Genomic DNA, 25,048 nt, shown 5'->3' on the forward strand with positions numbered 1-25,048 from the left:
TCTTTCGAGGATGGCTGGCCATCCTCTATTTAAATCGTTAACTTTTCTGGCCACAGCCACCAATTAGCAGGCGGTGAACGTCTGGTGCAAGGTCAGGAAGAGAGTACTTTTGCTCATTCATGACCCAAGTCGTCACTGTTTCGTCAATCGTTCCAAAAATCATCTGCCTGGCAAGTAAATTATTTAGATCAGGCAGGAATTCGCCGTTCTCTTTTCCTTCAATAATGATCTGATCGATTAAATTTAAATACCCTCTTAACACATCATTAATTCTAAGGCGCAATTCTTTATTCGACTGTCTTAATTCCAACTGAGTGACAATTGCTAAATTCACGTCTTCTGAAAGGTTTTTAAAATGTTTTTGGATGAGCACATGCAGTTTATCCGAAGCAGTGGTCTTTCCTTTTATTTCTTCTTCGATCTGTTCCACAAAAGAGCCCATCTTTTCATGGAATAATGATATTAAGATATCTTCTTTATTTTTAAAATATAGATATATGGTGCCATCCGCTACGCCTGCCTGCTTGGCGATTTTGGATACTTGGGCTTGATAGTACCCGTTTTGGGCAATGACGATAACGGCCGCTTCAATAATTTGATTATACTTTGGTCTGTTGCTTTTCACTGGATGTCCCCTTTCAGAAAATGAATGAATCATCATTCATATTTCTATCATAAAATGACGACCTTTTACTGTCAAGCAAAAACTTCAAGAGTCCTGACATTCCACTTATGTTCATTGTACAGCCCCCATCCATAGCTTGTCCAGCCGTTCTGCAAAACACGGAGCTCTCTTCCGCTGCTCCGTTAAAAGGGGGCTTGTTTACGCTTCTTTTCTTTCCTCGGATATTTTTTTCTTTTCCTCCTCGATAAGGACTCTTCTCAGGATCTTTCCAATCGTCGTTTTAGGAAGTTCATCCCTGAATTCATAGCTGCGCGGCACCTTATAGGAAGCCAGGTTCTTTCTGGCAAATTCATTCAATTCTTCTTCAGTGGCCCTGGCATTTTTTTTCAGTACGACATAGGCCTTGACTGTCTCACCGCGATAGGGGTCAGGGATACCTGCCACAACCACTTCCTGTATGGCCTCATGCTCGTATAGCACTTCCTCCACCTCTCGTGGATATATATTGAACCCGCCTGCAATGATTGTATCCTTTTTCCTCTCGACCACATAAAAGAACCCCTGCTCATCCATGTAACCCAGATCTCCTGTAAGCAGCCAGCCATTTTTAAAGGTGTTTTCCGTTTCATCCGGACGGTTCCAATATCCTTGCATTACCTGTGGTCCCTTTATCGCAATTTCGCCTATTTCATTCGGGGGAAGCTCTTCAAAGGTTTCCAGGGACAGAATCACCGAGTCAGTATCTGGCCACGGCAGCCCGATGCTTCCTTTTACACGCGGCTGATCCCAGATGAAATTAGCATGGGTCACCGGTGATGTTTCAGAAAGTCCATAGCCTTCAACAAGCTTCCCGCCAGTAATTTTCTCAAACTGCTCTTGAACCTCTACGGGCAATGATGCAGAACCGCTAATACAGGCATTGATGGAAGAAAGGTCATATTTAGCGATATCCGGATGGTTCAAGAGGCCGATATACATCGTTGGCGCTCCTGGAAACATGGTCGGTTTCTGTTTTTGGATGGTTTTAAGCGTCGCTTCGACATCGAACTTTGGCATGATGATCATGGTGTTCCCTTCCATGACGGAAAGAACCAAGACTGTAGTCATACCGTACACATGGAAGAAAGGCAGAATCGCAAGGATCCTTTCCTCACCGCGCTTATTTTTATAAAGCCAAGCATTACACATTTTCGTATTCGCAAGCAAGTTCTTATGGGTAAGCATGACCCCTTTTGGAAAGCCTGTAGTCCCACCAGTATATTGCAAAAGGGCAAGGTCATTATCCACATCGATCTGCACAGTGACTTCTTCAGTCATCTTTCGTTTCATGATTTCGGAAAATAAATGATGATTCCCTTCATGCTCCACATTGATGACAATACCATATTGCTTTTTTTGAATAAAAGGATAGATAAAATTTTTCGGAAAAGGTAAATATTCCTTGATAGCGGTTACAATTATATGTTCTATATCCGTTCTTGATGCCACTGCAGCAACACGGGGAAATAAAATATCCATCGCCAAAATTATTTTCGCTCCGGAATCCTTCATTTGATATTCCAATTCACGTTCAGTATAGGTTGGATTCGTTTGAACCACGACTCCGCCGGCCATCAATATCCCAAAAAAGCTTATGACACCCTGAGGGCAGTTAGGAAGCATGACGGCAACGCGTTCACCTTTTTGAAGACCGATACTTTTTAAATAGGCAGCAAATTTTAAAGCAGATTCATGCACTTCCCGGAAAGTTAATTCTTTTCCCTGGAAATGAATCGATACTTTATCGGGGAATTCTTCGGCTGATTCCTTTAAAAAAGAATAAAGAGGTTTATCTTCGTAAGACAAAACAGCGGGTATCTGTTCCGGATAAATAGCTTGCCATGGCTTATTGCTCATTTGCCCCCTCCTTCTGAATATTCTCAATACTCTTTTCATTATAATACAATCGGGATTTTCTTACAATTGCCGGATTTCAAAGTATAAAGACCCTATGATGAGATATATGTCCTATACCGACCCCAGGGAATATTGGATGCAACACTTAAACAGGGGAACAAAAAAAGGTTGTCCATTTCGAATATCCATCCGTCATGGATTTGCATGGCCAGTAAAGCATGCAACGATAATTCTTCAATCTTTTGTATCAATTTGGACTGATCCATACTCCTCCTCTTTTGAAAAGTCTATTTGATATATATGCCACACCAACTCTTTTTAATGGAACTCAAATAAAAGAAGCGGCACAATGGCCGCTTCAGTTGAAGAATGTCATATAAATGATTCCAAACAGAAAAAAGATTCCGCAACAAACAATTAAGACTTTTGCAAGTTTCTCCACAGCTTACTCCCTCTCATGAAGGGCATTAGGAAATCCCTGCGCCGATGACAAAAGATAATGCGATTGATATGATCATCGATAGGAATCCAACTGCCCGATTATCGTTTTGTATCTCTTCATCTATTTTAAATCCAGGAGTCATAAATTCAAAAATGAAATAACCGATCAATAGCAGGACAAATCCGTATACGCCCCAGCCAATCATGGTAAGAAGCGAATTCTGATGGAGAATGGACTGTTGGAATACATAGGCGATCCCAAATATTTTACCACCTGTTGCCAACGCGACAGAAAGGTTTCCTTGTTTGATTTCCTCCCAGTTCTTGTACTTTGTGACAAGTTCAAAAATGGCTAAAAAAACAATCATGCACAGAATGACGACACTGTAACGAGCAGCTATATATACATATTCATTTTCCCACATGTTCACCATGGTCCAACTCCCGAATGGTAACTAGCCACCCGGCTTGGCTGAATGACCGGAGTGACCGCTTTCCTTTATTTAAATTCCACCACCGTAACACCTGTTCCGCCTTCACCGGCTTCGCCGAAGCGTATCCTTTTGACAGAGCGGTGATTTTTCAAGTATTCCTGGACCCCGGCCCGGAGAGCACCCGTTCCTTTACCATGAATGATGGAGACACTCGAATAACCGGCCAAAAGAGCATCATCAATGTACTTTTCCACTCTTGATATTGCATTTTCAAAGCGTTCCCCACGGAGGTCAAGTTCGACGCTAACGTGATAATCGCGGCCTTTGATCGTGGTGAGGGGCTTTGTTTCTTTTACTTTTGTGGCCTTGATGAATTCCAGGTCAGACTCCTTCACCTTCATTTTCATGATGCCGATCTGAACCTGCCATTCATTATTTGAGACCTTCTCGATCAAGTGACCTTTTTGACCGAAGCTTACGACCTTTACTTCATCTCCAGGTTTCAAGCTTTTATCCAGCGGGCTTGCAGCTTTATTTGATGTTTTTTTCACTTTTGGCGCTGCTTCTTCAAGCCGCTTTTTGGCATCGATCAGCTCATGCTCTTTAACATCGGCATGCTTTTCAAGTCGCAGTTTACGTAAGTCGGCAATAATCGCTGCCGCTTCCTTTTGTGCATTTTCAACGATTGCCGCTGCCTCTTTTGCTGCCTTTTCAACCATCGCATCCCGTTCTTCATGGTATTCATCAATTTGCCTTTGAAGGTCTTTATGAAGAATTTCCGCCTGTTCCAGGTGATTCTTGGCTTCCTGTTCTTCTTCTTCGGCCTTTTTGCGGCTGTCTTCAAGGGACGCTATCATATTCTCAACTTTGTTCGTATCCTCACCAATATGGCTGCGGGCGCTGCTTATCACGCTTTCTTCCAAACCAAGGCGTTTGGAAATTTCAAACGCATTACTCCTACCTGGTACACCGATTAAAAGTTTATAGGTGGGACTCAAGGTTTCCACATTAAATTCGACGCTTGCATTAATGACACCTTCCCGATCATATCCATACGCTTTTAATTCCGGATAATGTGTCGTTGCGATCACACGTGCTCCGCGCTTATACACTTCATCCAAAATGGAAATGGCCAAAGCAGCACCTTCCTGTGGGTCAGTTCCCGCTCCAAGCTCATCGAATAAAACCAGGCTGTCATAATCGACATGCTTAAGGATATCGACAATATTGACCATATGTGAAGAGAATGTACTTAAGCTTTGTTCAATCGACTGTTCATCGCCAATATCGGCATAAACGGAGGAAAACACAGCCGTTTCGGATCCATCCAGCGCCGGGATTTGCAGACCGGACTGGGCCATTAACGTACAGAGGCCAATCGTTTTCAGGGTAACCGTCTTACCACCTGTATTCGGACCGGTGATGACGATTGTCGTAAATTCATCACCAAGAAAAATATCATTGGCCACGACAACATCACTCGGAATGAGCGGGTGTTTCGCTTTGAATAATTTCACGCGTCCCTCATCATTCAGAATCGGCTTGGATCCTTTTATCGCTTTTGCATACTTTGCCTTGGCGACAAGGAAATCGATTTGTGCAAGCACTTTGACATTATGAAGCAATTCAGGAGTGTACGCACCGACTTTTTCCGATAGTTCGACCAATATCCGTTCTATTTCCTGCGTTTCCTTCACTCGGGTTTCCTGCAGGACATTATTCAGCTGAACGATTGCTTGCGGTTCAATGAACAACGTCTGCCCTGATGAGGATTGATCATGGATGATCCCGCCATACACACTCCGGTATTCCTGTTTTACCGGGATGACGAATCGGTCATTCCGGATGGTGATGATGGCATCGGATAACATTGTTGATGCATTGGAAGAACGGATCATGCTTTCTAGTTTTTCCCTGACACGGCTTTCGTTCGTCCGAATTTGGTTTCTTAGGGCACGAAGCTTGTCGCTGGCAGAATCCATCACTTCGCCATGTTCGCTTACAGCAAACGTAATTTCCTGCTGCAAATCTATCAATGGATGAAGGGAATCGATATATTCGGCCAAAAGCGGAACATCAATCTCCTGCTCTGCAAGTTCTTCAAAGAAACGGCTGAGGATCCTGCCGGCACGAATCGTACTCGCAAGTTCCATCAATTCCATCGGTGAGAGCATTCCGCCAATCTGTGCCCTTTTTGCATGCGGACGGATATCAAAAATCCCGCCCAATGGCAAGTTACCTTTCAACCGGACGATTTTGGCTGACTCATCCGTTTCTTCCTGCCATCTCGACACCTCTTCAAAATCCGTGGAAGGCATCAATTGCTCTGCCTTCTCTTTTCCTATGGATGAGGATGCGTGTGAAATTAATTGTTCTTTTATTTTATGAAATTCCAATGTCTTTAAAGCTTTATTATGCATGGAGTTAAAGCTCCTCCTTATTTATGGGCAAATAGTTAATCATTTCTCTTTAAAAACGCCAATAATCCATCCGTATCCCTTGCATTAAGAACCGTTGATTCCCTGATCCAGCCTTTTTTGGCTGATGAGACCCCAACAGGCATATGTTCAAGCATGTCGATGCTGTGGGCATCCGTATTGATTACGATCGGAACGCCTGCTTCCTGTGCCTTGCGCAGATGGGGAGGTGCCAAATCCAATCGGTTCGGGTTCGCATTCAATTCCAAGGCAGTATTCGTTTCACGGGCCAGTTCGATCAGCATCTCTATATCAACATCATATCCGTCCCGTCTGCCGATGATCCTTCCCGTTGGATGGGCAATGATATCGACATGCGGATTATTCAGGGCCGTTTTTAAGCGCTCCATTATCGTTTCCCTAGGCTGTGAAAAGCTTGAGTGAATCGATGCGATCACCAAATCCATCTCTGCAAGCAGCTCATCTTCATAATCAAGGGTCCCATCAGGAAGTATATCCATTTCAATCCCTGAAAGAACGGTAAAGTCAGCGTATTTTTCATTTAGTTCATGGATGATACGTTTTTGTTCACGTAAACGTTCCACGGTCAAGCCGTTCGCCACTTTCAGATATTGCGAATGATCGGTGATGGCCATATACCGATACCCTTTTGCACGGCATGCTTCAATCATTTCTTCAATCGTATGGGCCCCATCACTCCATGTGGTATGCATATGCAGGTCACCTTTGATGGCCTCTAAAGATATGAGAGGTTCATTAGCATCATAATGCTCCACTTCCGTTCCGTCTTCACGCAGTTCTGGCGGAATGAAAGGAAGACCAAAATGATTATAAAATTGTTCTTCCGTTTCAAACGTCAATACCTCACCGGTTTCAGCCACTTCCACCCCATATTCGCTGATTTTCTCGCCGCGGTCTTTAGCAAGCTGGCGCATCCGCACATTGTGATCCTTCGAACCTGTAAAATGATGGAGTGTCGTGATGAATTCCTGATCCTTCACGATCCGGAAATCGACAGAAATATCATATTCGTAATCAAGCACGACCGATACTTTAGTATCACCGGCCGCAATAACCTGCTTAATCCCCGCTAATGCAAGCAGTTGATCCTTAACTTCTTCGGGATGATCTGTCGAGATGATGAAGTCGAGGTCCTTGATGGTTTCCCTCATACGCCGGATGCTGCCGGCCCTGGAAGAACGGATGATGTATTCCATGTTAGCAAGTGCCGTTTCTATATCAGCCGCAATCGGCCTCATGAAGGCAAGGGGCAGCCGATCGGGCCTTGAACCCGCCTCGGCAATTGCAGACAGGATCTTCTCTTCCGTCTTTTTGCCGAAACCGGCAAGCGCCGCGACCCTGCCTTCTTCACAGGCGATTTTAAGATCATTCACATCATTGACATGCAGCTCTTTATGAAGCTTGGCAATTTTCTTCCCGCCCAGGCCTTGAAGCTGCAGAAGCGGAATCAATCCTTTTGGCACCTGCTCCTGCAGCTCTTCAAGTACGGTCGATTTCCCCTCATTTATATACTCTTCGATGACGGATGCCGTTCCTTTCCCAATTCCATTTAAAGCGGTAAAGTCCTCGATGGCCGAAAGGCTCCGTTCATCCGTTTCCAAGGCACCCGCTGCCTTTCGGAAAGCTGAAACCTTGAACGGGTTCTCTCCTTTTAGTTCCATATATATTGCAATCTTTTCTAATAGTTTAATGATATCTTTTTTATTAATTGTCATTTAATTCACCGCCAAAAAAATTAGTAGGGTGTCCATTGTTCACTTTCTTAAAGATACCTTTCTTGGAGGTAAAGTACAAGCAGTCAGGTTCTTAACTTTCGAATCAAATAGGGGGGAGTTACATCCTGCCACATAAAAAGGGGCCTCCCCCGTTCAAAGTATAGGAATCCAGGACTTTGAGAAAGGGAGGCAGGCCCTCTTATACTGACATTAAGATTGTTTTACACCATGAAACCACAGTTCCTTCACTTGCTCGGAAAGGAACGGTGTATGCTTCACGATCGATTCTGCCATAAATGAGCCAGTTAATGGTTTCTGGATGGAATCCATTGGCAGCATGGCAGCTATATATAATATAATAAACATGATAAGATAGACTTCTAGAAAACCCAATATCCCTCCACCCCAGCGATTCAGCTGCTTTAATATCGGTAGATGGGTAATGAAATTGAGCATGGATCCTATCATTTGCCAAAGGATCTTGGCAGCAAAGAAAATGATTGCAAAGGCAATTGCATTGTAATACGCGGTATCAAGCCCGACTGTATCGAAAAACATATTAAGGGTCGAGGAATCACCCATCGTTGGGAACGGAATCCACAATTTCAAATTGGGAGCAAGATCTCCGTAAAATACATAAGCGACGATGAAGGCTACAATGAACCCTGTCATATGAACCGCTTGTAAAATGAAGCCACGCTTTAAACCGATTAATAAACCGATTAAAAGAATGGCCAGAATTGCTAAATCAAGCATGTACTCAGTCCTTCTCTCTCTTTAATTCCAGTTGAAGCTGGTCTAGTTCATCTTTTAATTTAATATATTCGTGGATGGTATTCACGGCCGTTAACACCGCTAGCTTGCTTGTATCCAAGTATGGATTTTTCATCCTGATCTCTCTCATTTTTTCGTCAACCATCGAAGCGACCAGGCGCATATGACTAGCGCTTTCTGTGCCGACGATTGTATATGGTTGTCCGTATATATCAACTGTTGTTTTATTTCGTTTATCGTCTGACAAAATGATGCCCCCAATCTAACAATCCTAATTCTATCATATCATGAAGTTTTTCGTCACGAAAGAGAGTACATCGTCATTTCTCGCATAAAAATTTCAATAATTTGTCAAACGAAAGCGGATTTAGGAAGATGATTACCTATAAACAAAATGAAGTTAGGAGCTAACCCATTATGTCCCATGTTGTTTTACTTATCAGTCCTGAACAAATAAAGGAGATGAAGTCCCATTACTCTTCATCCTTGGCCTCCAAGCTGCCGCCGGGGAGCATCTTTTCCGCAAAACCGCCGCTATGTACGGTGACGGCCTATAAATCCGGGAAGGTCCTTTTTCAAGGTAAGAATGCCGAACTAGAAGCGGTAAAATGGCAAAAAGGTTCCACTGCTGCCGCTCCAAAGAAAAAAACGGCATCCTCTGCATCAGTCAAGGCCCATCGATATTCGCCGCCTGCAAATATCGGAACGATGTCAGTGATCGGCTCCGATGAGGTCGGAACAGGAGACTATTTCGGCCCGATCACCGTCGTAGCCGTATATGCAAAAAAGGAGCAACTCTCACTATTGAAGGAGCTTGGTGTCCAAGATTCCAAAAATCTGAAAGATCCACAGATCATCGAAATTGCCAAACAGATTAAGGATGTCGTGCCATTCAGCCTGCTTACATGCGACAACCCGAAATATAATGCACTGCAGGCAAAGGGAATGTCACAAGGAAAAATGAAGGCACTCCTCCATAACCAAGCAATCAAGCATCTGATGCAAAAAATCCAGCCGGAACAAGCGGAAGCGGTTCTTATTGATCAATTCGCTCAACCAGAGGTATTTTTCAATTACCTCAAAGGCCAAGAACTATTCCAGGCTAATGCCACCTATCTATGCACAAAAGCGGAAGGCATTCATCTTGGCGTAGCAGCCGCATCCATCCTGGCCCGATATGCATTCGTCAAACGCTTTGACTTGCTGAGTGAAAAAGCCGGATTCAAAATCCCTAAAGGTGCAGGATTTGCAGTCGATGAAGCAGCCGCAAGATTAATTCATGAAAAAGGAATCGATTCATTACACGAATTCACGAAAACCCACTTCGCCAACACAGAAAAAGCGAAGCGACTATATCAACAGAAATATCATAAATAGAAGAAAGCGGCTGACCTTCCGGAACAGCCGCCTTTTTCTCGTGAGTTTGTGCGATTTACTCGTCAGTTTACGCCTTTTACTCGTAAATTTACGTTTTATCATGAGTTTACCGTTTACTCGTCAGTTTACGCCTTTTACTCGTCAGTTTACGCCTTTTACTCGTCAGTTTACGCCGTTTACTCGTAAGTTCACGTCATTTACTCGTAAATTTACGTTTTACTCGTGAGTTTACGTTATTTACTCGTAAATTTACGTTTTACTCGTAAGTTCACGTCATTTACTCGTAAATTTACGTTTTACTCGTGAGTTTACGCCGTTTACTCGTGAGTTTGCTCCATTTACTCGTGAGTTTACACCGTTTACTCGTGAGATTAAGCCATTTACTCGTAAATTTACGTTTTTCTCGTGAGTTCACGCCGTTTACTCGTGAGTTTACACCGTTTACTCGTGAGATTAAGCCATTTACTCGTGAGTTTACGCCATTTACTCGTAAATTTACGTTTTACTTGTGAGTTTACGCCGTTTACTCGTAAAATCCAAAAAAGACAGCTCCTCATGATTCAGGGAGCTGTCTTTTTGGTTTTATCCTCTTAGTTCTGCGCCAGCTTTTTCTTTAACGGCTTCAAGAACTTTATCATGTGCTTTTGTAATGTCCTCGTCCGTTAGAGTTCGTTCCGGGTCGAAGTATTTCAGTGAGTAGGCGATGGATTTCTTGCCTTCCTCCATTCTTTCACCTTCGTATAAGTCGAAGATGCTTACTTCTTTCAGCAGTTTGCCACCGGCTTCTTCAATAATATCCTGAATGTCCCCGGCTTTCGTAGCTTGATCCACAACTAGCGCGATATCGCGTGTGGTTGATGGATAGCGCGGAATGGTTTGGTAAGCAATCGGCGCGACTTCGGCTTCGGCCAATGCTTTTAAGGAGAGTTCGAAAATGTATGTTTCTTTAATATCCAAGTCTTTCTGGACAGTTGGGTGCACTTGGCCGATAAAGCCAATTACTTTACCATTCAATAGTACTTCCGCTGTCCGTCCTGGATGCATGTCGTTGATTTCCGCTTGGCGATAACTGATTTGATCAGCTAATCCAAGTGTGTCGAACAATGCTTCGATCACGCCCTTGGCTACAAAGAAATCGACTGGTTTCTTTTCACCTTGCCATAGATGTGACTCCCATAGGCCGGTGATTGCTCCAGCAATATGTTCTTTTTCTTCAGGAAGTTCTTGTTCGTCACGCTTAAAGAATACCGAACCGATTTCATACAGTGCCAGTGAATCAATTTGGCGGGCGTTGTTATATTTCACGACTTCCAGCAATTGAGGCACGATGCTTAAACGCAGCTGGCTTCTTTCTTCACTCATTGGCATAGCTAATCGAATGGATTCTCTTGCTTCCAATGCGAATTGGGACGCTTTTTCCTGGCTTGTCAGTGAATAGGTCACCGCTTGATAAAGGCCTGCGCCTTCAAGTGTACGGCGTGCTTTCCGCCGTTTAATTTGATAGTCAGTCAATTGGCCTGGGGTAGCAGAACCAATTGGCAGTGTAGCGGGAATGTTATCGTATCCATATAAACGTGCAGCCTCTTCGACTAAATCAGCTTCAATCGTAATATCACCACGGCGCGTCGGGACTGTGATTGTGAATGTTTCATTGTCAAGTTCAACGCTAAATTGCAGACGTTTGAAGATCGATTCCACAACTGATACAGTCATGCTTGTTCCAAGAAGTGTGTTGATTTTTTCAAGAGTGATGCTAATGACCGCAGGTTCCATTGTCAATTCGTCAACTTCTGCTGCTCCTTGTAGGACTGTTCCGCCTGCATATTGTGCAATCAATTGTGCAGCACGTTCTCCAGCTTCACGTACACGGGCCGGGTCGACACCTTTTTCAAAGCGGGCACTAGCTTCACTGCGTAATCCATGGTCCTTTGAAGCTTTACGAACTACTGTACCTGCAAAATATGCACTTTCAATAATGATGTTCGTCGTATCATTTTTCACTTCGGAATCCGCTCCGCCCATCACACCAGCTATCGCTACAGGCTCGCTGCCATTTGTGATCACTAAATGGTCAGGTGTCAAAGTGCGTTCCGCTTCATCCAATGTTACGATTTTTTCAGCATCCTTCGCTCTGCGGATGACGATTTCCTTTGAACCAAAGCGGTCATAATCAAAGGCATGGAGCGGTTGGCCGTATTCAAGTAAAATGTAGTTCGTGATATCCACCACATTATTATGAGGTCGGATACCTGCAGACATCAACCTAGTCTGCATCCAAAGCGGTGAAGGTCCAATCTTAACATCCTTGATGATTTTAGCAATGTATATCGGGTTATCCTCTTTCGCTTCAACTTTGACACTGATATAATCAGTTGCTTTTTCAGCTGCCTCTTCTTTCTCGACAACCGGCCATTTCACTTCCCGGCCTAGAATGGCTCCCACTTCGTATGCAACACCAAGCATGCTCAATGCGTCGGAACGGTTTGGGGTCAGCCCAAGTTCAAGCACTTCATCACTTAAACCAAGTTCCTCCAATGCATCTTTCCCTACTTCCACATCATTAGGGAAGACGAAGATACCTGTAGCATAATCCTTTGAAACGAGCTTGGATTCGAAGCCCAATTCCTGAAGCGAGCAAATCATTCCGTGCGATTCCTCTCCGCGAAGTTTCGCCTTCTTGATTTTGAAATTACCTGGAAGGACTGCGCCAACAGTAGCGACTGCGACTTTTTGGCCTTTATCGACATTCGGTGCTCCACAGATGATCTGAACGGGATTTTCGGCCCCGATATCGACTTGGCATTTATTCAATTTATCCGCATTTGGATGCTGTTCACGTTCAATGACATGCCCGATGACGACCCCTTTTAGCCCTTCACTTTTCTTTTCCACCCCTTCAACCTCAATGCCGCTTTTCGTGATTTTGTCAGCTAGCTCCGTCGCATTGATGCCTGAAAGGTCAACATAATCTTGTAACCATTTATATGACACAAACATGGTAGGTCCTCCTTTTTAAAATAAAAATTTATGCTTCGTGATGGTTGAATTGTTTTAAGAATCGAACATCATTCGTATAGAAATGACGGATATCATCCACACCGTACTTCAACATGGCAATCCGTTCCACGCCGATTCCAAATGCGAATCCAGAGTATTTCTTGGAATCGAAGCCAGCCATTTCAAGGACGTTCGGATGAACGATCCCGCCGCCAAGCACTTCGATCCAGCCTGTTTGTTTACATACGCTGCAGCCATTACCACCACAGATTTTACAAGAAATGTCCACTTCGACGGAAGGCTCCGTAAATGGGAAGAAACTTGGACGAAGACGGATTTCACGGTCTTGCCCGAAAACTTTTTTCGCAAATACGTCCAGCGTTCCTTTCAAGTCGCTCATGCTGATGTTCTCATCGATGACCAAGCCCTCAATTTGCTGGAATTGATGGGAGTGTGTCGCATCATCGTTATCACGGCGATATACTTTTCCTGGGCAAATGATTTTAACAGGACCTTGACCTTTATGTTTTTCCATCGTTCTGGCTTGAACAGGTGAGGTGTGCGTACGCATCAGGATTTCATCCGTTATATAAAAGGAATCCTGCATATCACGTGCCGGATGGCTTTTTGGCAAGTTAAGCGCCTCGAAGTTGTAGTAGTCGCTTTCAACTTCAGGACCTTCCGCAACGGTATAACCCATACCGATGAATAAGTCTTCGATTTCTTCCACGACACGTGTTAATGGGTGTAGATTCCCCTTGTTAACCGGACGTCCAGGAAGTGTGACGTCAATCGTTTCAGTTGCTAGCTTTGCATTGACTGCCGCAGTTTCAAGTGCTTTTTGTTTTTCCTCGATCTTTGTTGCTATCGCTTCCCGTACATCATTGGCCAGTGCCCCGATTTTCGGGCGTTCTTCGGCAGATAATTTGCCCATGCCGCGCAATACCTCAGTGATTGGCCCTTTTTTTCCTAAATAAGCAACTCGGACTTCATTCAGTTCTTTTAATTCGGAAGCGGCGGCAACTTTTTGCAACGCTTCTTCCTGCAGTTCTAGTAAACGTTCCTGCATCATGTCTTCCTCCTTTATTTTCCTTTTGTAAAAATGAACACAAAAAAACCCCAATCCCTAAAGGGACGAGGTTTATGTATCGCGGTACCACCCTTATTAGTGCACGAAAAAAAACTTCAGCACTCACTTCATTAAAAATAACGGCTCTTCACCGGAACATTTTTCGGACATCCTGTCTTCCCAATGCCAACTCGAAAGGTGAATTCCCTTAAGCAGTGCCATAAAAATGCTTTCAGTCAAGGCATCTTTTCCCTGGATATGGTTAACTTAAGCTACTACTCTTTGTCATCGTTGTTTTCATTATAAAATTCTGTTTTATTATATTATAATTCTTCCGCCGTTTCAAATCGATTTTCGTAAATAGTACATTAATATCCCGGCAGCGATCCCTACATTCAATGATTCGCTTTTTCCGTAGATGGGAATATAAAGGTTTTTAGTCGTTTTATCCAGTAATTCCTTCGATACTCCTTGGCCTTCATTACCGACCAGCAGGGCAAACCGGGAAGACTTTTCCACTTCTTCAAATGGCGATGCGCCTTCTAATGCCGTGCCATATACCGGTGTGCCGCTTTCCTTCAGCTCATCGATGATTTCGAAAAGGTTCCCTTTAATGACTGGCATATGAAAGAGGCTCCCTTGCGTCGAACGGACCACTTTGGGATTATACAAGTCAGCACACCCTTCACCGAGTATGACCGCATCGATTCCAGCTGCATCCGCTGTCCTGATCATCGTTCCAATATTCCCCGGATCTTGTACGGCATCGATCAACAATAGTTTATCCGGATTGATGGACGCCATGCTCGTTGATTTCTGTTCGCAAACCGCAGCAATTCCCTGCGGGGCTTCGGTATCACAAATCGCCTTCATAATATCATGTTTCACATAAATGAGCTCTGTGCCTTCCACCTTAAAATGGGCAGGCATTTCAGTTTCTTCATTGATGATCACTTCCAAGACGATTTCTTCTTTTAAGGCTTCTTCAACTAGGTGAAAACCCTCGACTAAATATTTACCGGTTTTATCTCGTTCTTTTTTCGTCAAAAGTTTTTTCCATTGCTTAACTTGCGGGTTTTTTACGGATTCGATATATTTCAAGGGTAAACGCTCCTTTAACTTCACACTGATTTTCCTATTATAACGCAATTCACATACATATTGCATGCGAGTTTGTGAAATGCTATTAATGTGAGTCATTATGTGTTAGAGGAGGAATAATTATGAATTTAAACTTACGTAATGCGATCATCCAGAATGTATCTGGAAATTCGCAAGAGCAGCTGGAAGACACGATTGTCGATGCCATACAAAATGGCGAGGAAAAAATGCTTCCTGGATTGGGAGTATTATTCGAGGTCATCTGGCAAAATTCATCTGAGCAGGAAAAACAGGAAATGATCACTGCCCTAGAATCAGGATTAAAAAAATAACAGCCTTCAGAGGCTGTTATTTTTTTGATTTCGCTTCGCAAGCCTTCAGTTCTTCGATGGAGACTTCTTCCTCAAGCAGCAAGATGAATTTTTTTGCACTCACTTCTTCAAGCATCGCTTTTGTCTCATCATAAGAGTAGCCGTATTTCGTGAAAAAGCTGCGTAAATCTCCAGATCCTTCATCTGTGAAGTAGTGGAAGATTCTTAGAAAAAGAGTGTCCTCCTTATCCTGATTGGCGATGATCAGGATATCCGTATGTTCATTTCCAAGCTGCACATCATTTTTTATATTAGCTGCTACTGTCATTTGGGTGCCAGATACGCCTTTAGCTTTTAAGTCTTGAATTGCAGCAAGTAGTTCCGGAATAGAGTCAAAAACACCATATACGTTTTTTTCCATGTTTCTCCCCCCTCCTTGTTACTCTACTTAAAATAAAATACCTTTGTCATTATACCTTGCAGCTTTAACAATAAACAAGCAAATAGTCCATTGAGAATTCCTGGCTAACCCTTTGCCTAAAGGTTTTTTTAATAGGCTGTTTTCGCATACTTTGTTGCTATTTACCAAGTAAAGCGGTGTGGTTGATTTCCCCTCCAGATGCTCGCTTTCCGCGGGGCGGGCGGTGAGCCTCCCGCAGGAGTCTCGCACTTGCGCTCCAATCAAGCTTAAATAGTTTAGTTTTAAAAAACAACACTCTTTACGAAAAGAGCCTTTTAAAATAACAGCCAGGTTCGGTTTGCAGATAAAAAGGGTTGGAAAATATATCCTTCTTATGATTTCCATCAAAAGGAGACCCCGCGGAAAGCAACGTCCAAATTTCACAAGCATAAAGAAACTGCAGACAAACTCGATTTTCATCTAGTTTGTCTGCAGTCTGAACAGCCTTGTGCAGGCTATGATTTTGCGTATTACAGATTGTCGGTATTGATTCGATTTTTGATGTATTCATCCTGCAAGCCTTCCTCTTGCTGTCCGCTGGCATTCGGGCTCACACTCCGATCCAGTGAGCCTTGAGTATCCCGGGCTTTGTCAGTATCGGCAGAAAACGGGTCTGCATGAGGGTCGCTTGCAAGTGTTCCTTCATGGTCCCCTGGTTTTTTCTTCTTGAATTTTTCTGTGGAGTTCCCCCAGATTTCCCTTTCTTCAGTTCGCTTTGTATCCAGCTCTTCATTTTCAAAGATGTTCACAGAATTCCCATGAAGTTCTTCGCTTCTTCCTGGCTGTGCTTCCACTTCCCCTGTTTGATAGGCATTTGCTGTTGTTTCAGGAAAAAGGTTCGGATCCGGATTGTTCACCACCCCTGTTTTAAGCGGATTCTCTACTGGATCGTCCGGATCCTCGCTGCGATTGGCAGGTAAGCTCTCCCGTGTTGATACGGTTTCCGATTCATCTAAAAGAATCAGGAATTTTCCAGCCTCCACTTCATTTATATAAGCGGTGGCTTCACTATCGGCAAGCCCTAACTCACCTAGTTGGTTCCTTATATCTTCAGAACCCTCATTCAGGAAAAAGTGTTTCATCTTATCAATGAAGGAATCCTCGTTAGAGTTAGTAACGACGTCGACATCCGGATCACGCTTTTGATTGACGAAATCCAAATCTTCTTTCTTATCAGCCATTACCGTTATTTCCCCTTCATGGACCCCCTTTTCTTTGAGGGATTGAATAGCCTGGATTATTTCTCTTTCCGTATTAAAAACACCATATAATGTTTTGCCCATCCATCTTCCTCCTCCTCTTATTCCGATATTTCTTCTTATGTGTATTTATACCCTGATGGGCGCCAATTAAACAAAATGGTTTGCCTTTCCTAGAGTCTTTAAAACCCAAAAGAAGCCTGCAGTTTTAATAACTGCAGGCTATTTCCTTCACCCTTAGAAGCGGTCAGTTCTACGTTCAGCTGCCTTTTTCTCATTTACGATCGATTCATCTGTACTATCAAGGTGGATATCTTCCTTTTTAAGAGTATCCTGAACTTGTTCCGTTTCTTGTACAGCATGCTTCTTGATGACAATTTCGTCTGTGACGACCGGTTTTTTTGAAACTTCCAATTTTTCTTCAACTACGGGGATCCGTAATGTTTCCCCATCTTCAATGCTTCCAGCCTCCAGATCCGATTCACGTCCGGAAACTGATCTATGCTCGACTGTCACTTCTTCGTGTTCAACAGGGACATTAATCGTTTTATGCTGTTCATTGACTTCTTTGTTAATGACGACTTCTCCTGTCTGAACTCTTTCTTTGTCAATGTTCAACTGTTCTTCACGAAGTTTAAGCGTCCTTTCATCTTCTGGCAATTCACGGCCTTGTCCGTTGACTCCATAAACATCTTCCTTATTTAATGCATCGGTTTTTTCAGTGCCATTATATAGATGGTTAGTGGAATTTGTATCAAGCCGTGTAGCGGCAGCATCCATATTCCCGGTCGTGAATTTATCTCTTGCCGTACCAAGATGGCCTTCACCTTCTTCTACCAGAACCAGGACTTTTCCATTTTCTACATCAAAGACATGTTCAGCCGCTTCACTGTTCGAAAGGCCTGCATTCGCCAATCTTGTTGAAAGGTCTGCCGTATCATCCGGCATGAAGAAACGTGCCACCTTGTCCATAAAAGATTCGTCATTAGGAACATTCGTCATTGTATGAACATCCGTTTCACGTTGGGTATTCGTGAAATCCAATGTTTCTTCCTTGTCTGCGACGACCGTGATATCGTCCCCTTCAAACCCCTTTGCCTTAAGTGCATTTATTGCCTGGATCACTTCTGCATTTGATTCATATACTCCATATACTGTTTTATTCATTTTACATTCCTCCTTAGGTTTTGTTGTTTCGTTTAGTGGATGCTATGTATAAACTCTACCCGCTATGAACCTAATTAAACGAGGAATCAATATTTCATTTTTGTTATATCATTTACAAATTGTTCTCAGCACAGAACGCCTTTTCAATTCAAATCCAGACTTTTCAAGGGTTTCCCCATTTATAAAAATGTAATGTTTAACCAAATAATGCTATTTCATTTTTTCTTTTCTTCTATTATAATGCCACAGCCTTTATTAGCAGGTCCGCTATATGCACCGCTTTCGTACATTCCCCCAAGTTTTCCCTCTCGATCCCCAATTGCATTTGCAACAGACAGCCAGGGTTTGCCGTGACAACAATATCGGCCTGTGTCGATTTCGTGTGTTCCATTTTGGAGTCGAGAATATTCATGGACATCCCTGATTCAACAATATTATATATCCCAGCGGATCCGCAGCATCGATCGGCATCCTTCATTTCCCTGAAATCGATCCCTTCTATCGATTGAAGGAGAATTCGCGGAGCAAAGGAGGTGTTCATCACATTCCGTAAGTGACAGGAATCCTGAAAAGTTACGGATTGAGCCGGCAGTTTCAAACGAACTTTTTCCTGAAAACGCAAATCAACAAGAATCTGACTTATATCTTTCAACTTATTTTTAAATGCGATTGCACGGTCATGCCATTCCGGTTCGCCTTGGAGCAAATGGTCATAATCTATGAGAAAAGCTCCACAACCGCCGGCATTCGTAATGATATAATCAACTTCCTCCGCTTCAAAAGCTTCTATATTACGCTTGGCCAGTTGCTTTGCACCTGCTTTTTCGCCACTGTGCCCATGAAGCGCCCCGCAACATGCCTGGGATTTCGGAATCACGATTTCACATCCTGCCAGTTGAAGAAGCTTTAGTGTGGCCTTGTTCGTTTCCAAAAACATCGTATCCATCAAGCAGCCGGAAAAGAAAGCCACCTTTTTAAGCGGCGTTCCGATTGCAGGCAGCCCGGTTGGCCTATTTTTCATTTCCGATTTTTTCGGGACTTTCGGCAGTACCTTTTCCATGGTTGCCAAATTATTTGGAAGCATGTTGAGGACTCCCGTTTTTCGGGCCATGTATTGCAGACCTGATCTCTGATAGAAGCCAAGTAAACTCGTCATGGCCTGCATTCGCTCCTGGTGCGGGAATAATCCACTAAAAACGGCCTTGCGGATCGTTTTTACAGGGTAACTGTGGTTTTTATTCTGATGGATGATATCTCTTGCTTCTTCAAGAAGATGTCCATATTTCACACCTGAAGGACACACCGGTTCACATGCCCTGCAGCCGAGGCAAAGACTCAATGAACGTTCTACATCCTCATCGGGCTCAATCACACCATCCGCCACCGCTTTCATAAGTGCAATCCGGCCCCTTGGTGAATGGGATTCCTTCAGCCCCGATTCCATGTATGTCGGGCAGTGGGGTAAGCAAAAGCCGCAGCGCATACAATTCAACAATTCATCTTCATTCATCCTGTCAGCGAATTGCATGGCAATGGCTTCCCTTTCCTGAACTGTCGTCATGATGAAACCACCACCCTTTTCCTGGTTTCCTTGGCAAATACCTTGCCGGGATTCATGATGTTATTGGGATCGAAAGCTTGTTTAATCGCTCTCATGGCATCAATCCCTTCTTTTTTCAGCTTCCATTCAAGATAAGGGGCCTTCATCGCCCCTACACCATGTTCACCGGTAATCGTCCCGCCAAGGTCGATAGCCGCGGCAAAAATGTCGGCAAAAGCGAGCTCCACTCTCTCCATTTCCTCATGATCACGAGCGTCGGTAATGCACGTTGGATGCAGGTTCCCATCCCCAGCATGGCCGAAAGTGCAAATGTCCACGTTATGCTTGACAGCGATCTCATTAATCGCTTTAACCATTTTGGCAATTTCCGAGCGTGGAACGGTGGCATCTTCCAAAATGGTCGTCGGCTTGAGGCGTGCCAGTGCAGAGAGGGCTGTCCGTCTTGCGGTTTTCAAGGCAGCAGCGTCAGATTCCGTTTCGGCAATTTCCACGGAAACCGCCTTTTCCTCTAGACAGATATCGGCCATCCTTTTCATATCACGTTCCACCACTTCAGGCGGACCATCCTGTTCAATCAGCAGGACGGCTTCCACATTGGTGGGCAAACCGATTTTCGCGAAGTCCTCAACCACGATCAACGTCGGCCGATCCAGAAACTCCAATGTAACTGGAATGATTTTATTAGAAATGATCTTGGCCACTGACTGGGCTGCCGCATCCAGATCTTGATATAAGGCAAGCATCGTCTTTGTCGTTTCCGGCATTGGGATCAACTTTAAGATCGCTTCGGTAACGATGCCCAAGGTCCCTTCTGAACCGACAAAAAGTTTTGTTAAATCATATCCGGCTACATCTTTGGCAAGCTTGCCCCCTGTTCGAATGATGTCCCCATTCGGAAGGACCACTTCAAGGCCAATTACATAATCACGGGTTACTCCATACTTTAAACCTCGCAGTCCACCAGAGTTCTCATTGATGTTTCCGCCAATAGTGGAGATTTTCATCGAACTGGGATCCGGCGGATAAAACAATCCCTTTTCTTCTACTGCTGAAATCAGGTCCAATGTGATAAGCCCAGGCTGTACGGTCGCCGTTAAGTTCTCCTCATCTATTTCAAGTAATGAATTCATTCGATTGAATAAAAGGACAAGCCCCCCCTCAGTCGGGCAAGTGCCTCCGCTTAAATTCGTCCCAGACCCGCGTGGAACGATCGGAACATTGTATTCGTTGCATACTTTGACGATGGCTGCGACTTCAGCTGTGCAGCCCGGTTTAATGACAGCATCCGGCATCGCTTGAAACCCTGGCGTTGCATCATATGAGTAGACTAGACATTCCACTTTCGAGTCATCGTAATTCTCCTGACCGACGATGGTAAGAAGTAGCTGCTTAACCTGCTTTGTTAACATGTACATCCTCCTCATATAAACATAGGAAATTCGAGATTTTTTATATGATGTAAGTATAAGAAAAAAAAACTCAACCATCTATGTATGAACATATAGAATTCAGAGCTTTCCATAGAATTAATTTGTATGTTTATCCAATACATTTAATGCTAGATACATAGTGACTAAATCGGCTAGCTTCCTAGGATTCAGCCGGGTCAAATCTTCTATTCGCTTCAGCCTGTAATGGAGGGTATTGATATGGATATGCAGGGCTCTAGCGGTCTCCTTTAAAGATAGATCACATGCAAAATACATGGAAAGGGTTTTAAGCAGCTCCTCATTAGGAAGCAGCTCCTGAATCGTCCGGGATAAATATTCCTGCCTTGTTTCAGCGGTAACTTCATCAAGCAGGACCTCAAGCTTCAAGTCCTCGTCAAATATGATCCCCGATGAAGGAAACGCGATTTTCAAAGAACGTTCCGCTTTAAAAAACGCTGACCTGAACGCAGATCCCGATGCACGCGAACTAACTCCTGCACACACTTTATAACCTGAACTCTCTTCCAGCTTTTTTTGCAGATTACTTAATTTCTTTAATTGCTGGATTTTTGACCCGATGAAATCGGCTATAGAAAGAATGACGAATTGGTTCCTCCCCCATCGGACTGCGATGTCATCGGGATGCTGCTGTCTTATGTATATCTGAAGCGCTCTCCACACATGAGGCTCAATGATTTCCTCAGTCTTAAATTCACCAAGGGTGATGATCCGGTCTGCATGAACATCGACCCCAAGCAACTTGGCCTTCTGAAGGAAAAGCTCATTGAACGTCTGCAGCTGGTGCCATTCAAATACAAAGAATTCCATCAGACGTGATTGGGATTCTGCTTGTTCGATATGATAGCTTTCCTGAATGAACATCTCCGTCATCTTTTTTAAAAGTTCCGCATAGGGGGAAACATGTTTGGGGTCGCCCGTAATTCCAATGACACAAACTGCTTCCCGGTTGAAGAAAATAGGTAGATTTATACCTGCCTTCACTCCTTTCCAACTTCGTTCATCCTGTTTATTGATGATCAATTTCTCACGATTGTTGAAAGCGTGGATAGCTCCTTCATGATAAGATCCAATACGGCTGTTATCGGTGCTGGCGATAATCGTGCCAGCATGATCAATAATGATGATTTCCTCATCAATCAGTTTCCGAACCTCATGAACCAATTTTCCTGCAACAGCTGTCAATTGCATGATATGTCCTCCTTTTTTGAATGGACTTGAAAATATTTCGAGGCTCCCCTTTGAAAAGGGAGCCTCATTTCTACTTATGGAATCATCCAGGAAAGGACGCCATTTTGCAAGAAGGTAATTACACAAACAAGCAGCAATAAAAATAAACTATGTTTGAGTGTGAATCTCAATAATTCCGATTCCCTGCCCGCCAATCCAACGGCAGCACATGCAATCGCTATCGATTGGGGGGAAATCATCTTTCCGGTAACCCCTCCGGAAGAGTTCGCCCCAAGTGCCAAGACCGGCTCCATCCCCACTTTAAGGGCGGTCACTTTTTGCAGACTGCCAAATAAGAGGTTGGCTGATGTATCCGATCCGGTAATGAACACACCCAGCCAGCCGAGAACCGGTGCGAAGAACGGAAATAAATCACCAGATTTTGCAAGGGTCATCCCTAATGTTGTCGACATGCCTGAAGCATTCGTTACATAGGCAAAAGCCACCACGGCAGAAATCATCAAGATTGGTTTTGCCAACTCCTTCATCGCTTCAACAAAGGTGCCCAAAACGTCTTTTGCAGTCATGTGTGCGATGAACTTCGTTACGATGGCAGCCAGTAAGATCGCAGTCCCGGCCGCTCCGAGCAGTTCTATTTTATAGAAGGCCGCAATCGGCAATCCATCGCTTCCGATTATCGCATTATGCAGACCTGGGACTTCGATTTGGAAGGTTAATAGTTTCCCGAGTTCATTGATTCCGCCAAGCAACACATTGTTGCCTTCATAATGTCCGGAGAGCGCCGGCTTTATCGGGTTCATCCCCCATATTGTGATGAAAAGCGTTAACAGAAGGAATGGTGACCAAGCATGGAATATCTGCCATTTCGTGTATTTTGTTTCCGCTTCTTCCGGATATAAAGGTTCGACAGCTGCTGCCGTTTCCTCGGATGCAAAGCGAAAGATCGTTTTAGGTTTCCAGAATTTAAGGAAAATCGCCAATGCAAATAGTGACACTAACGCGGAAAGGATGTCCGGTAATTCCGGCCCAAGAAAATTTGAACTTAAATACTGTGTGATGGCAAAGGAAAATCCGGAAACCAATATTGCCGGCAAAACTTCAAGCGACCTTTTCCACCCAGTCATTATTAAAATGAGATATAGCGGAATGAAAGCCGAAAGGAATGGCAATTGGCGGCCGACCATTTTTGAAATCTCCATGGCGGCTATGCCAGTGGGACCTTCCATGGCGATGATCGGTATTCCAACCGCCCCGAATGCTACCGGAGCGGTATTCGCGATCAAACAAATCCCGGCTGCATATAGCGGGTTAAATCCAAGACCGACCAAAAGCGCGGCTGAAATGGCAACCGGTGCCCCAAATCCCGCGGCCCCTTCCAAAAAGGCCCCGAAAGAAAATGCCACCAATAATGCCTGGAGGCGGCGGTCTTCCGTAAGCGAAAGCACCGAAGAACGAATGATATTGAATTGTCCGCTTTTAACAGTCATTTTGTACAAAAATACGGAAGTGATGATTATCCATCCGATTGGGAGCAGCCCATATACGGCTCCTTGTGAAGCGGACATCACTGCTTTTCCTGCAGGCATTCCATATATCAATACAGCCACTGCAAGAGCTACAAGCAACGTGGTTATACCTGCAATGTAACCTTTCAAACGTTTGATGGTAAGTGCCCAGAAAAAGTAAAGAATTGGAATGAGTGCGGCAAGAGATGATAAAACTAAATTATCGGTGATCGGCGTAAAGTTTTGTGTCCATGTCATTCATTTCGACTCCATTTTCTATAAATTTTTTAAAAAATTCAGAAATCAACCGCTAATTGAAACCCCTTACATATTCGAAAATTCTAAGTCATCAGATGACTTGATGAGTACTCATTAAAATTAAAGGATTAAAAATATAAAATCAAGATTTTTTTTATTTTTTGTTGATTTTTTTATCCTTCCGGAAGTGTCAAAGATCATTTGTGTTATATAATATTAACCAGAGAAACTCATAGAAAATAGAGGTGCTACTACTTGGTATATAAAAAAATAAAGCCGAAAAAAATTTATGAAGAAGTCAGCGATGAACTTTATGAAATGATTCGGTCAGGCAGCCTGAAACCAGGTGAACAATTGGATTCCATTCAGCAGCTTGCGGAAAATTTCCAAGTCGGGCGCCCGGCCATCCGCGAAGCATTAAGTGCATTGAGTTCAATGGGTCTTATTGAAATAAAACAAGGTGAAGGAACATTCGTCAAAACCTTCGACCCCACCATCATGAACCACCCTTTATCTGCCGCCCTTTTGATGGATCAAGACAATATCAAGCATTTACTGGAAGTCCGGAAAATACTTGAGTCCGGTACGGCAGAAGTGGCAGCGAAGAAGAGAACAGAAGAAAACCTTATCGAACTCAAGGAAAGGCTTTTTGATATGGAAAAGGTGTCAGATGATGAAGAACTAAGTGATAAAGCCGATATCGCCTTCCATGTTGCAGTGGCAAACGCATCACAAAATGAGCTGCTGATCACATTGATGAACCACGTTTCAGAATTAATGACGGAAAAGATGCGGGATATCCGTCGGATTGCGCTTTATTCCGAAGAGATGTCACTTAAGAAGCTATACCAGCAGCATGTCAGGATTCATGATGCAATCGTGGCACAGGATGAAGACGGAGCCCGCAGTGCCATGCTGTTTCACCTTCAAAGCGTCGAGGAAGCACTGGATCGGGTCATCCAAAAAAATCAGCAAAAACACAGTTGACCTTCCTTTAAATTTCAAAAATACCTATACAAAAAAGGATTAAATTGATATATTATTTTGAAAACGATTACTT

General features: G+C 43.7%; 21 protein-coding genes and 1 other annotated feature. Of the genes, 3 read left to right on the plus strand and 18 right to left on the minus strand.

Features of this window, described 5'->3' with window-relative positions:
- Positions 1-37 precede the first annotated feature (37 nt).
- From QNH43_RS19635 to zapA, 7 genes are all read right to left on the minus strand, one after another.
- Complete coding sequence (locus QNH43_RS19635; protein ID WP_076364848.1) at positions 38-625, minus strand: fatty acid metabolism transcriptional regulator FadR; 588 nt, start codon at positions 623-625, stop codon at positions 38-40.
- Positions 626-823: 198 nt separating this feature from the next.
- Positions 824-2,521: a long-chain-fatty-acid--CoA ligase gene (locus QNH43_RS19640; protein ID WP_283915340.1), complete on the minus strand. Its 1,698-nt coding sequence runs from the start codon at positions 2,519-2,521 to the stop codon at positions 824-826.
- 467 nt (positions 2,522-2,988) lie between these two features.
- A complete protein-coding gene (locus QNH43_RS19645) occupies positions 2,989-3,396 on the minus strand; it encodes a DUF350 domain-containing protein (protein WP_076364844.1) in 408 nt (135 codons plus the stop codon).
- A gap of 65 nt (positions 3,397-3,461) precedes the next feature.
- Positions 3,462-5,816, minus strand: coding sequence for an endonuclease MutS2 (locus QNH43_RS19650; RefSeq protein WP_283915341.1), 2,355 nt, complete (start codon positions 5,814-5,816; stop codon positions 3,462-3,464).
- 35 nt (positions 5,817-5,851) lie between these two features.
- Positions 5,852-7,570, minus strand: a complete 1,719-nt coding sequence (gene polX / locus QNH43_RS19655; RefSeq protein WP_283915342.1) for a DNA polymerase/3'-5' exonuclease PolX — start codon at positions 7,568-7,570, stop codon at positions 5,852-5,854.
- A gap of 210 nt (positions 7,571-7,780) precedes the next feature.
- The gene (locus QNH43_RS19660; protein WP_283915343.1) at positions 7,781-8,326 is read right to left on the minus strand and encodes a CvpA family protein; all 546 of its coding nucleotides are present in this window, start codon (positions 8,324-8,326) and stop codon (positions 7,781-7,783) included.
- 4 nt (positions 8,327-8,330) lie between these two features.
- Positions 8,331-8,591, minus strand: coding sequence for a cell division protein ZapA (zapA, locus tag QNH43_RS19665; protein ID WP_048678967.1), 261 nt, complete (start codon positions 8,589-8,591; stop codon positions 8,331-8,333).
- Positions 8,592-8,761: 170 nt separating this feature from the next.
- Here zapA and rnhC point away from each other — a divergent pair, with 170 nt between their 5' ends.
- Complete coding sequence (rnhC, locus tag QNH43_RS19670; protein ID WP_283915344.1) at positions 8,762-9,721, plus strand: ribonuclease HIII; 960 nt, start codon at positions 8,762-8,764, stop codon at positions 9,719-9,721.
- A gap of 582 nt (positions 9,722-10,303) precedes the next feature.
- Here rnhC and pheT read toward each other — a convergent pair.
- From pheT to QNH43_RS19685, 3 genes are all read right to left on the minus strand, one after another.
- A complete protein-coding gene (gene pheT, locus QNH43_RS19675) occupies positions 10,304-12,718 on the minus strand; it encodes a phenylalanine--tRNA ligase subunit beta (protein WP_283915345.1) in 2,415 nt (804 codons plus the stop codon).
- 28 nt (positions 12,719-12,746) lie between these two features.
- The gene (gene pheS, locus QNH43_RS19680; protein ID WP_076364832.1) at positions 12,747-13,787 is read right to left on the minus strand and encodes a phenylalanine--tRNA ligase subunit alpha; all 1,041 of its coding nucleotides are present in this window, start codon (positions 13,785-13,787) and stop codon (positions 12,747-12,749) included.
- Between the two features lie 58 nt (positions 13,788-13,845).
- Positions 13,846-14,085 (minus strand) — a binding site (T-box leader).
- Between the two features lie 44 nt (positions 14,086-14,129).
- The gene (locus tag QNH43_RS19685) at positions 14,130-14,888 is read right to left on the minus strand and encodes a TrmH family RNA methyltransferase (RefSeq protein ID WP_283915346.1); all 759 of its coding nucleotides are present in this window, start codon (positions 14,886-14,888) and stop codon (positions 14,130-14,132) included.
- Positions 14,889-15,010: 122 nt separating this feature from the next.
- Here QNH43_RS19685 and sspI point away from each other — a divergent pair, with 122 nt between their 5' ends.
- The gene (sspI, locus tag QNH43_RS19690; protein WP_076364828.1) at positions 15,011-15,220 is read left to right on the plus strand and encodes a small acid-soluble spore protein SspI; all 210 of its coding nucleotides are present in this window, start codon (positions 15,011-15,013) and stop codon (positions 15,218-15,220) included.
- A gap of 16 nt (positions 15,221-15,236) precedes the next feature.
- Here sspI and QNH43_RS19695 read toward each other — a convergent pair whose 3' ends face one another.
- From QNH43_RS19695 to QNH43_RS19730, 8 genes are all read right to left on the minus strand, one after another.
- On the minus strand, positions 15,237-15,620 hold the full coding sequence (locus tag QNH43_RS19695; protein WP_076364826.1) for a general stress protein: 384 nt from the start codon (positions 15,618-15,620) through the stop codon (positions 15,237-15,239).
- A gap of 27 nt (positions 15,621-15,647) precedes the next feature.
- Positions 15,648-16,007, minus strand: a complete 360-nt coding sequence (locus QNH43_RS19700; RefSeq protein ID WP_283915347.1) for a hypothetical protein — start codon at positions 16,005-16,007, stop codon at positions 15,648-15,650.
- Between the two features lie 122 nt (positions 16,008-16,129).
- Positions 16,130-16,942 (minus strand): YflT domain-containing protein, encoded by an 813-nt coding sequence (locus QNH43_RS19705; protein WP_283915348.1) that lies wholly within the window; start codon positions 16,940-16,942, stop codon positions 16,130-16,132.
- Positions 16,943-17,095: 153 nt separating this feature from the next.
- Positions 17,096-18,025, minus strand: coding sequence for a YsnF/AvaK domain-containing protein (locus QNH43_RS19710; protein WP_283915349.1), 930 nt, complete (start codon positions 18,023-18,025; stop codon positions 17,096-17,098).
- 235 nt (positions 18,026-18,260) lie between these two features.
- Complete coding sequence (locus tag QNH43_RS19715; protein ID WP_283915350.1) at positions 18,261-19,586, minus strand: (Fe-S)-binding protein; 1,326 nt, start codon at positions 19,584-19,586, stop codon at positions 18,261-18,263.
- A complete protein-coding gene (glcD, locus tag QNH43_RS19720; RefSeq protein WP_283915351.1) occupies positions 19,583-20,995 on the minus strand; it encodes a glycolate oxidase subunit GlcD in 1,413 nt (470 codons plus the stop codon). Before glcD ends, QNH43_RS19715 begins: the two co-directional genes overlap by 4 nt.
- A 117-nt stretch (positions 20,996-21,112) precedes the next feature.
- Positions 21,113-22,225: a PucR family transcriptional regulator gene (locus QNH43_RS19725; RefSeq protein WP_283915352.1), complete on the minus strand. Its 1,113-nt coding sequence runs from the start codon at positions 22,223-22,225 to the stop codon at positions 21,113-21,115.
- A gap of 74 nt (positions 22,226-22,299) precedes the next feature.
- The gene (locus QNH43_RS19730; protein WP_283915353.1) at positions 22,300-23,988 is read right to left on the minus strand and encodes an L-lactate permease; all 1,689 of its coding nucleotides are present in this window, start codon (positions 23,986-23,988) and stop codon (positions 22,300-22,302) included.
- 255 nt (positions 23,989-24,243) lie between these two features.
- Between QNH43_RS19730 and QNH43_RS19735 the strand changes: the two genes are divergently transcribed.
- Positions 24,244-24,975, plus strand: coding sequence for a FadR/GntR family transcriptional regulator (locus QNH43_RS19735; protein ID WP_076364810.1), 732 nt, complete (start codon positions 24,244-24,246; stop codon positions 24,973-24,975).
- The last annotated feature ends 73 nt before the right edge of the window (positions 24,976-25,048 follow it).

It is taken from the genome of Peribacillus simplex, assembly GCF_030123325.1.
Lineage (GTDB): Bacteria > Bacillota > Bacilli > Bacillales > DSM-1321 > Peribacillus > Peribacillus simplex_D.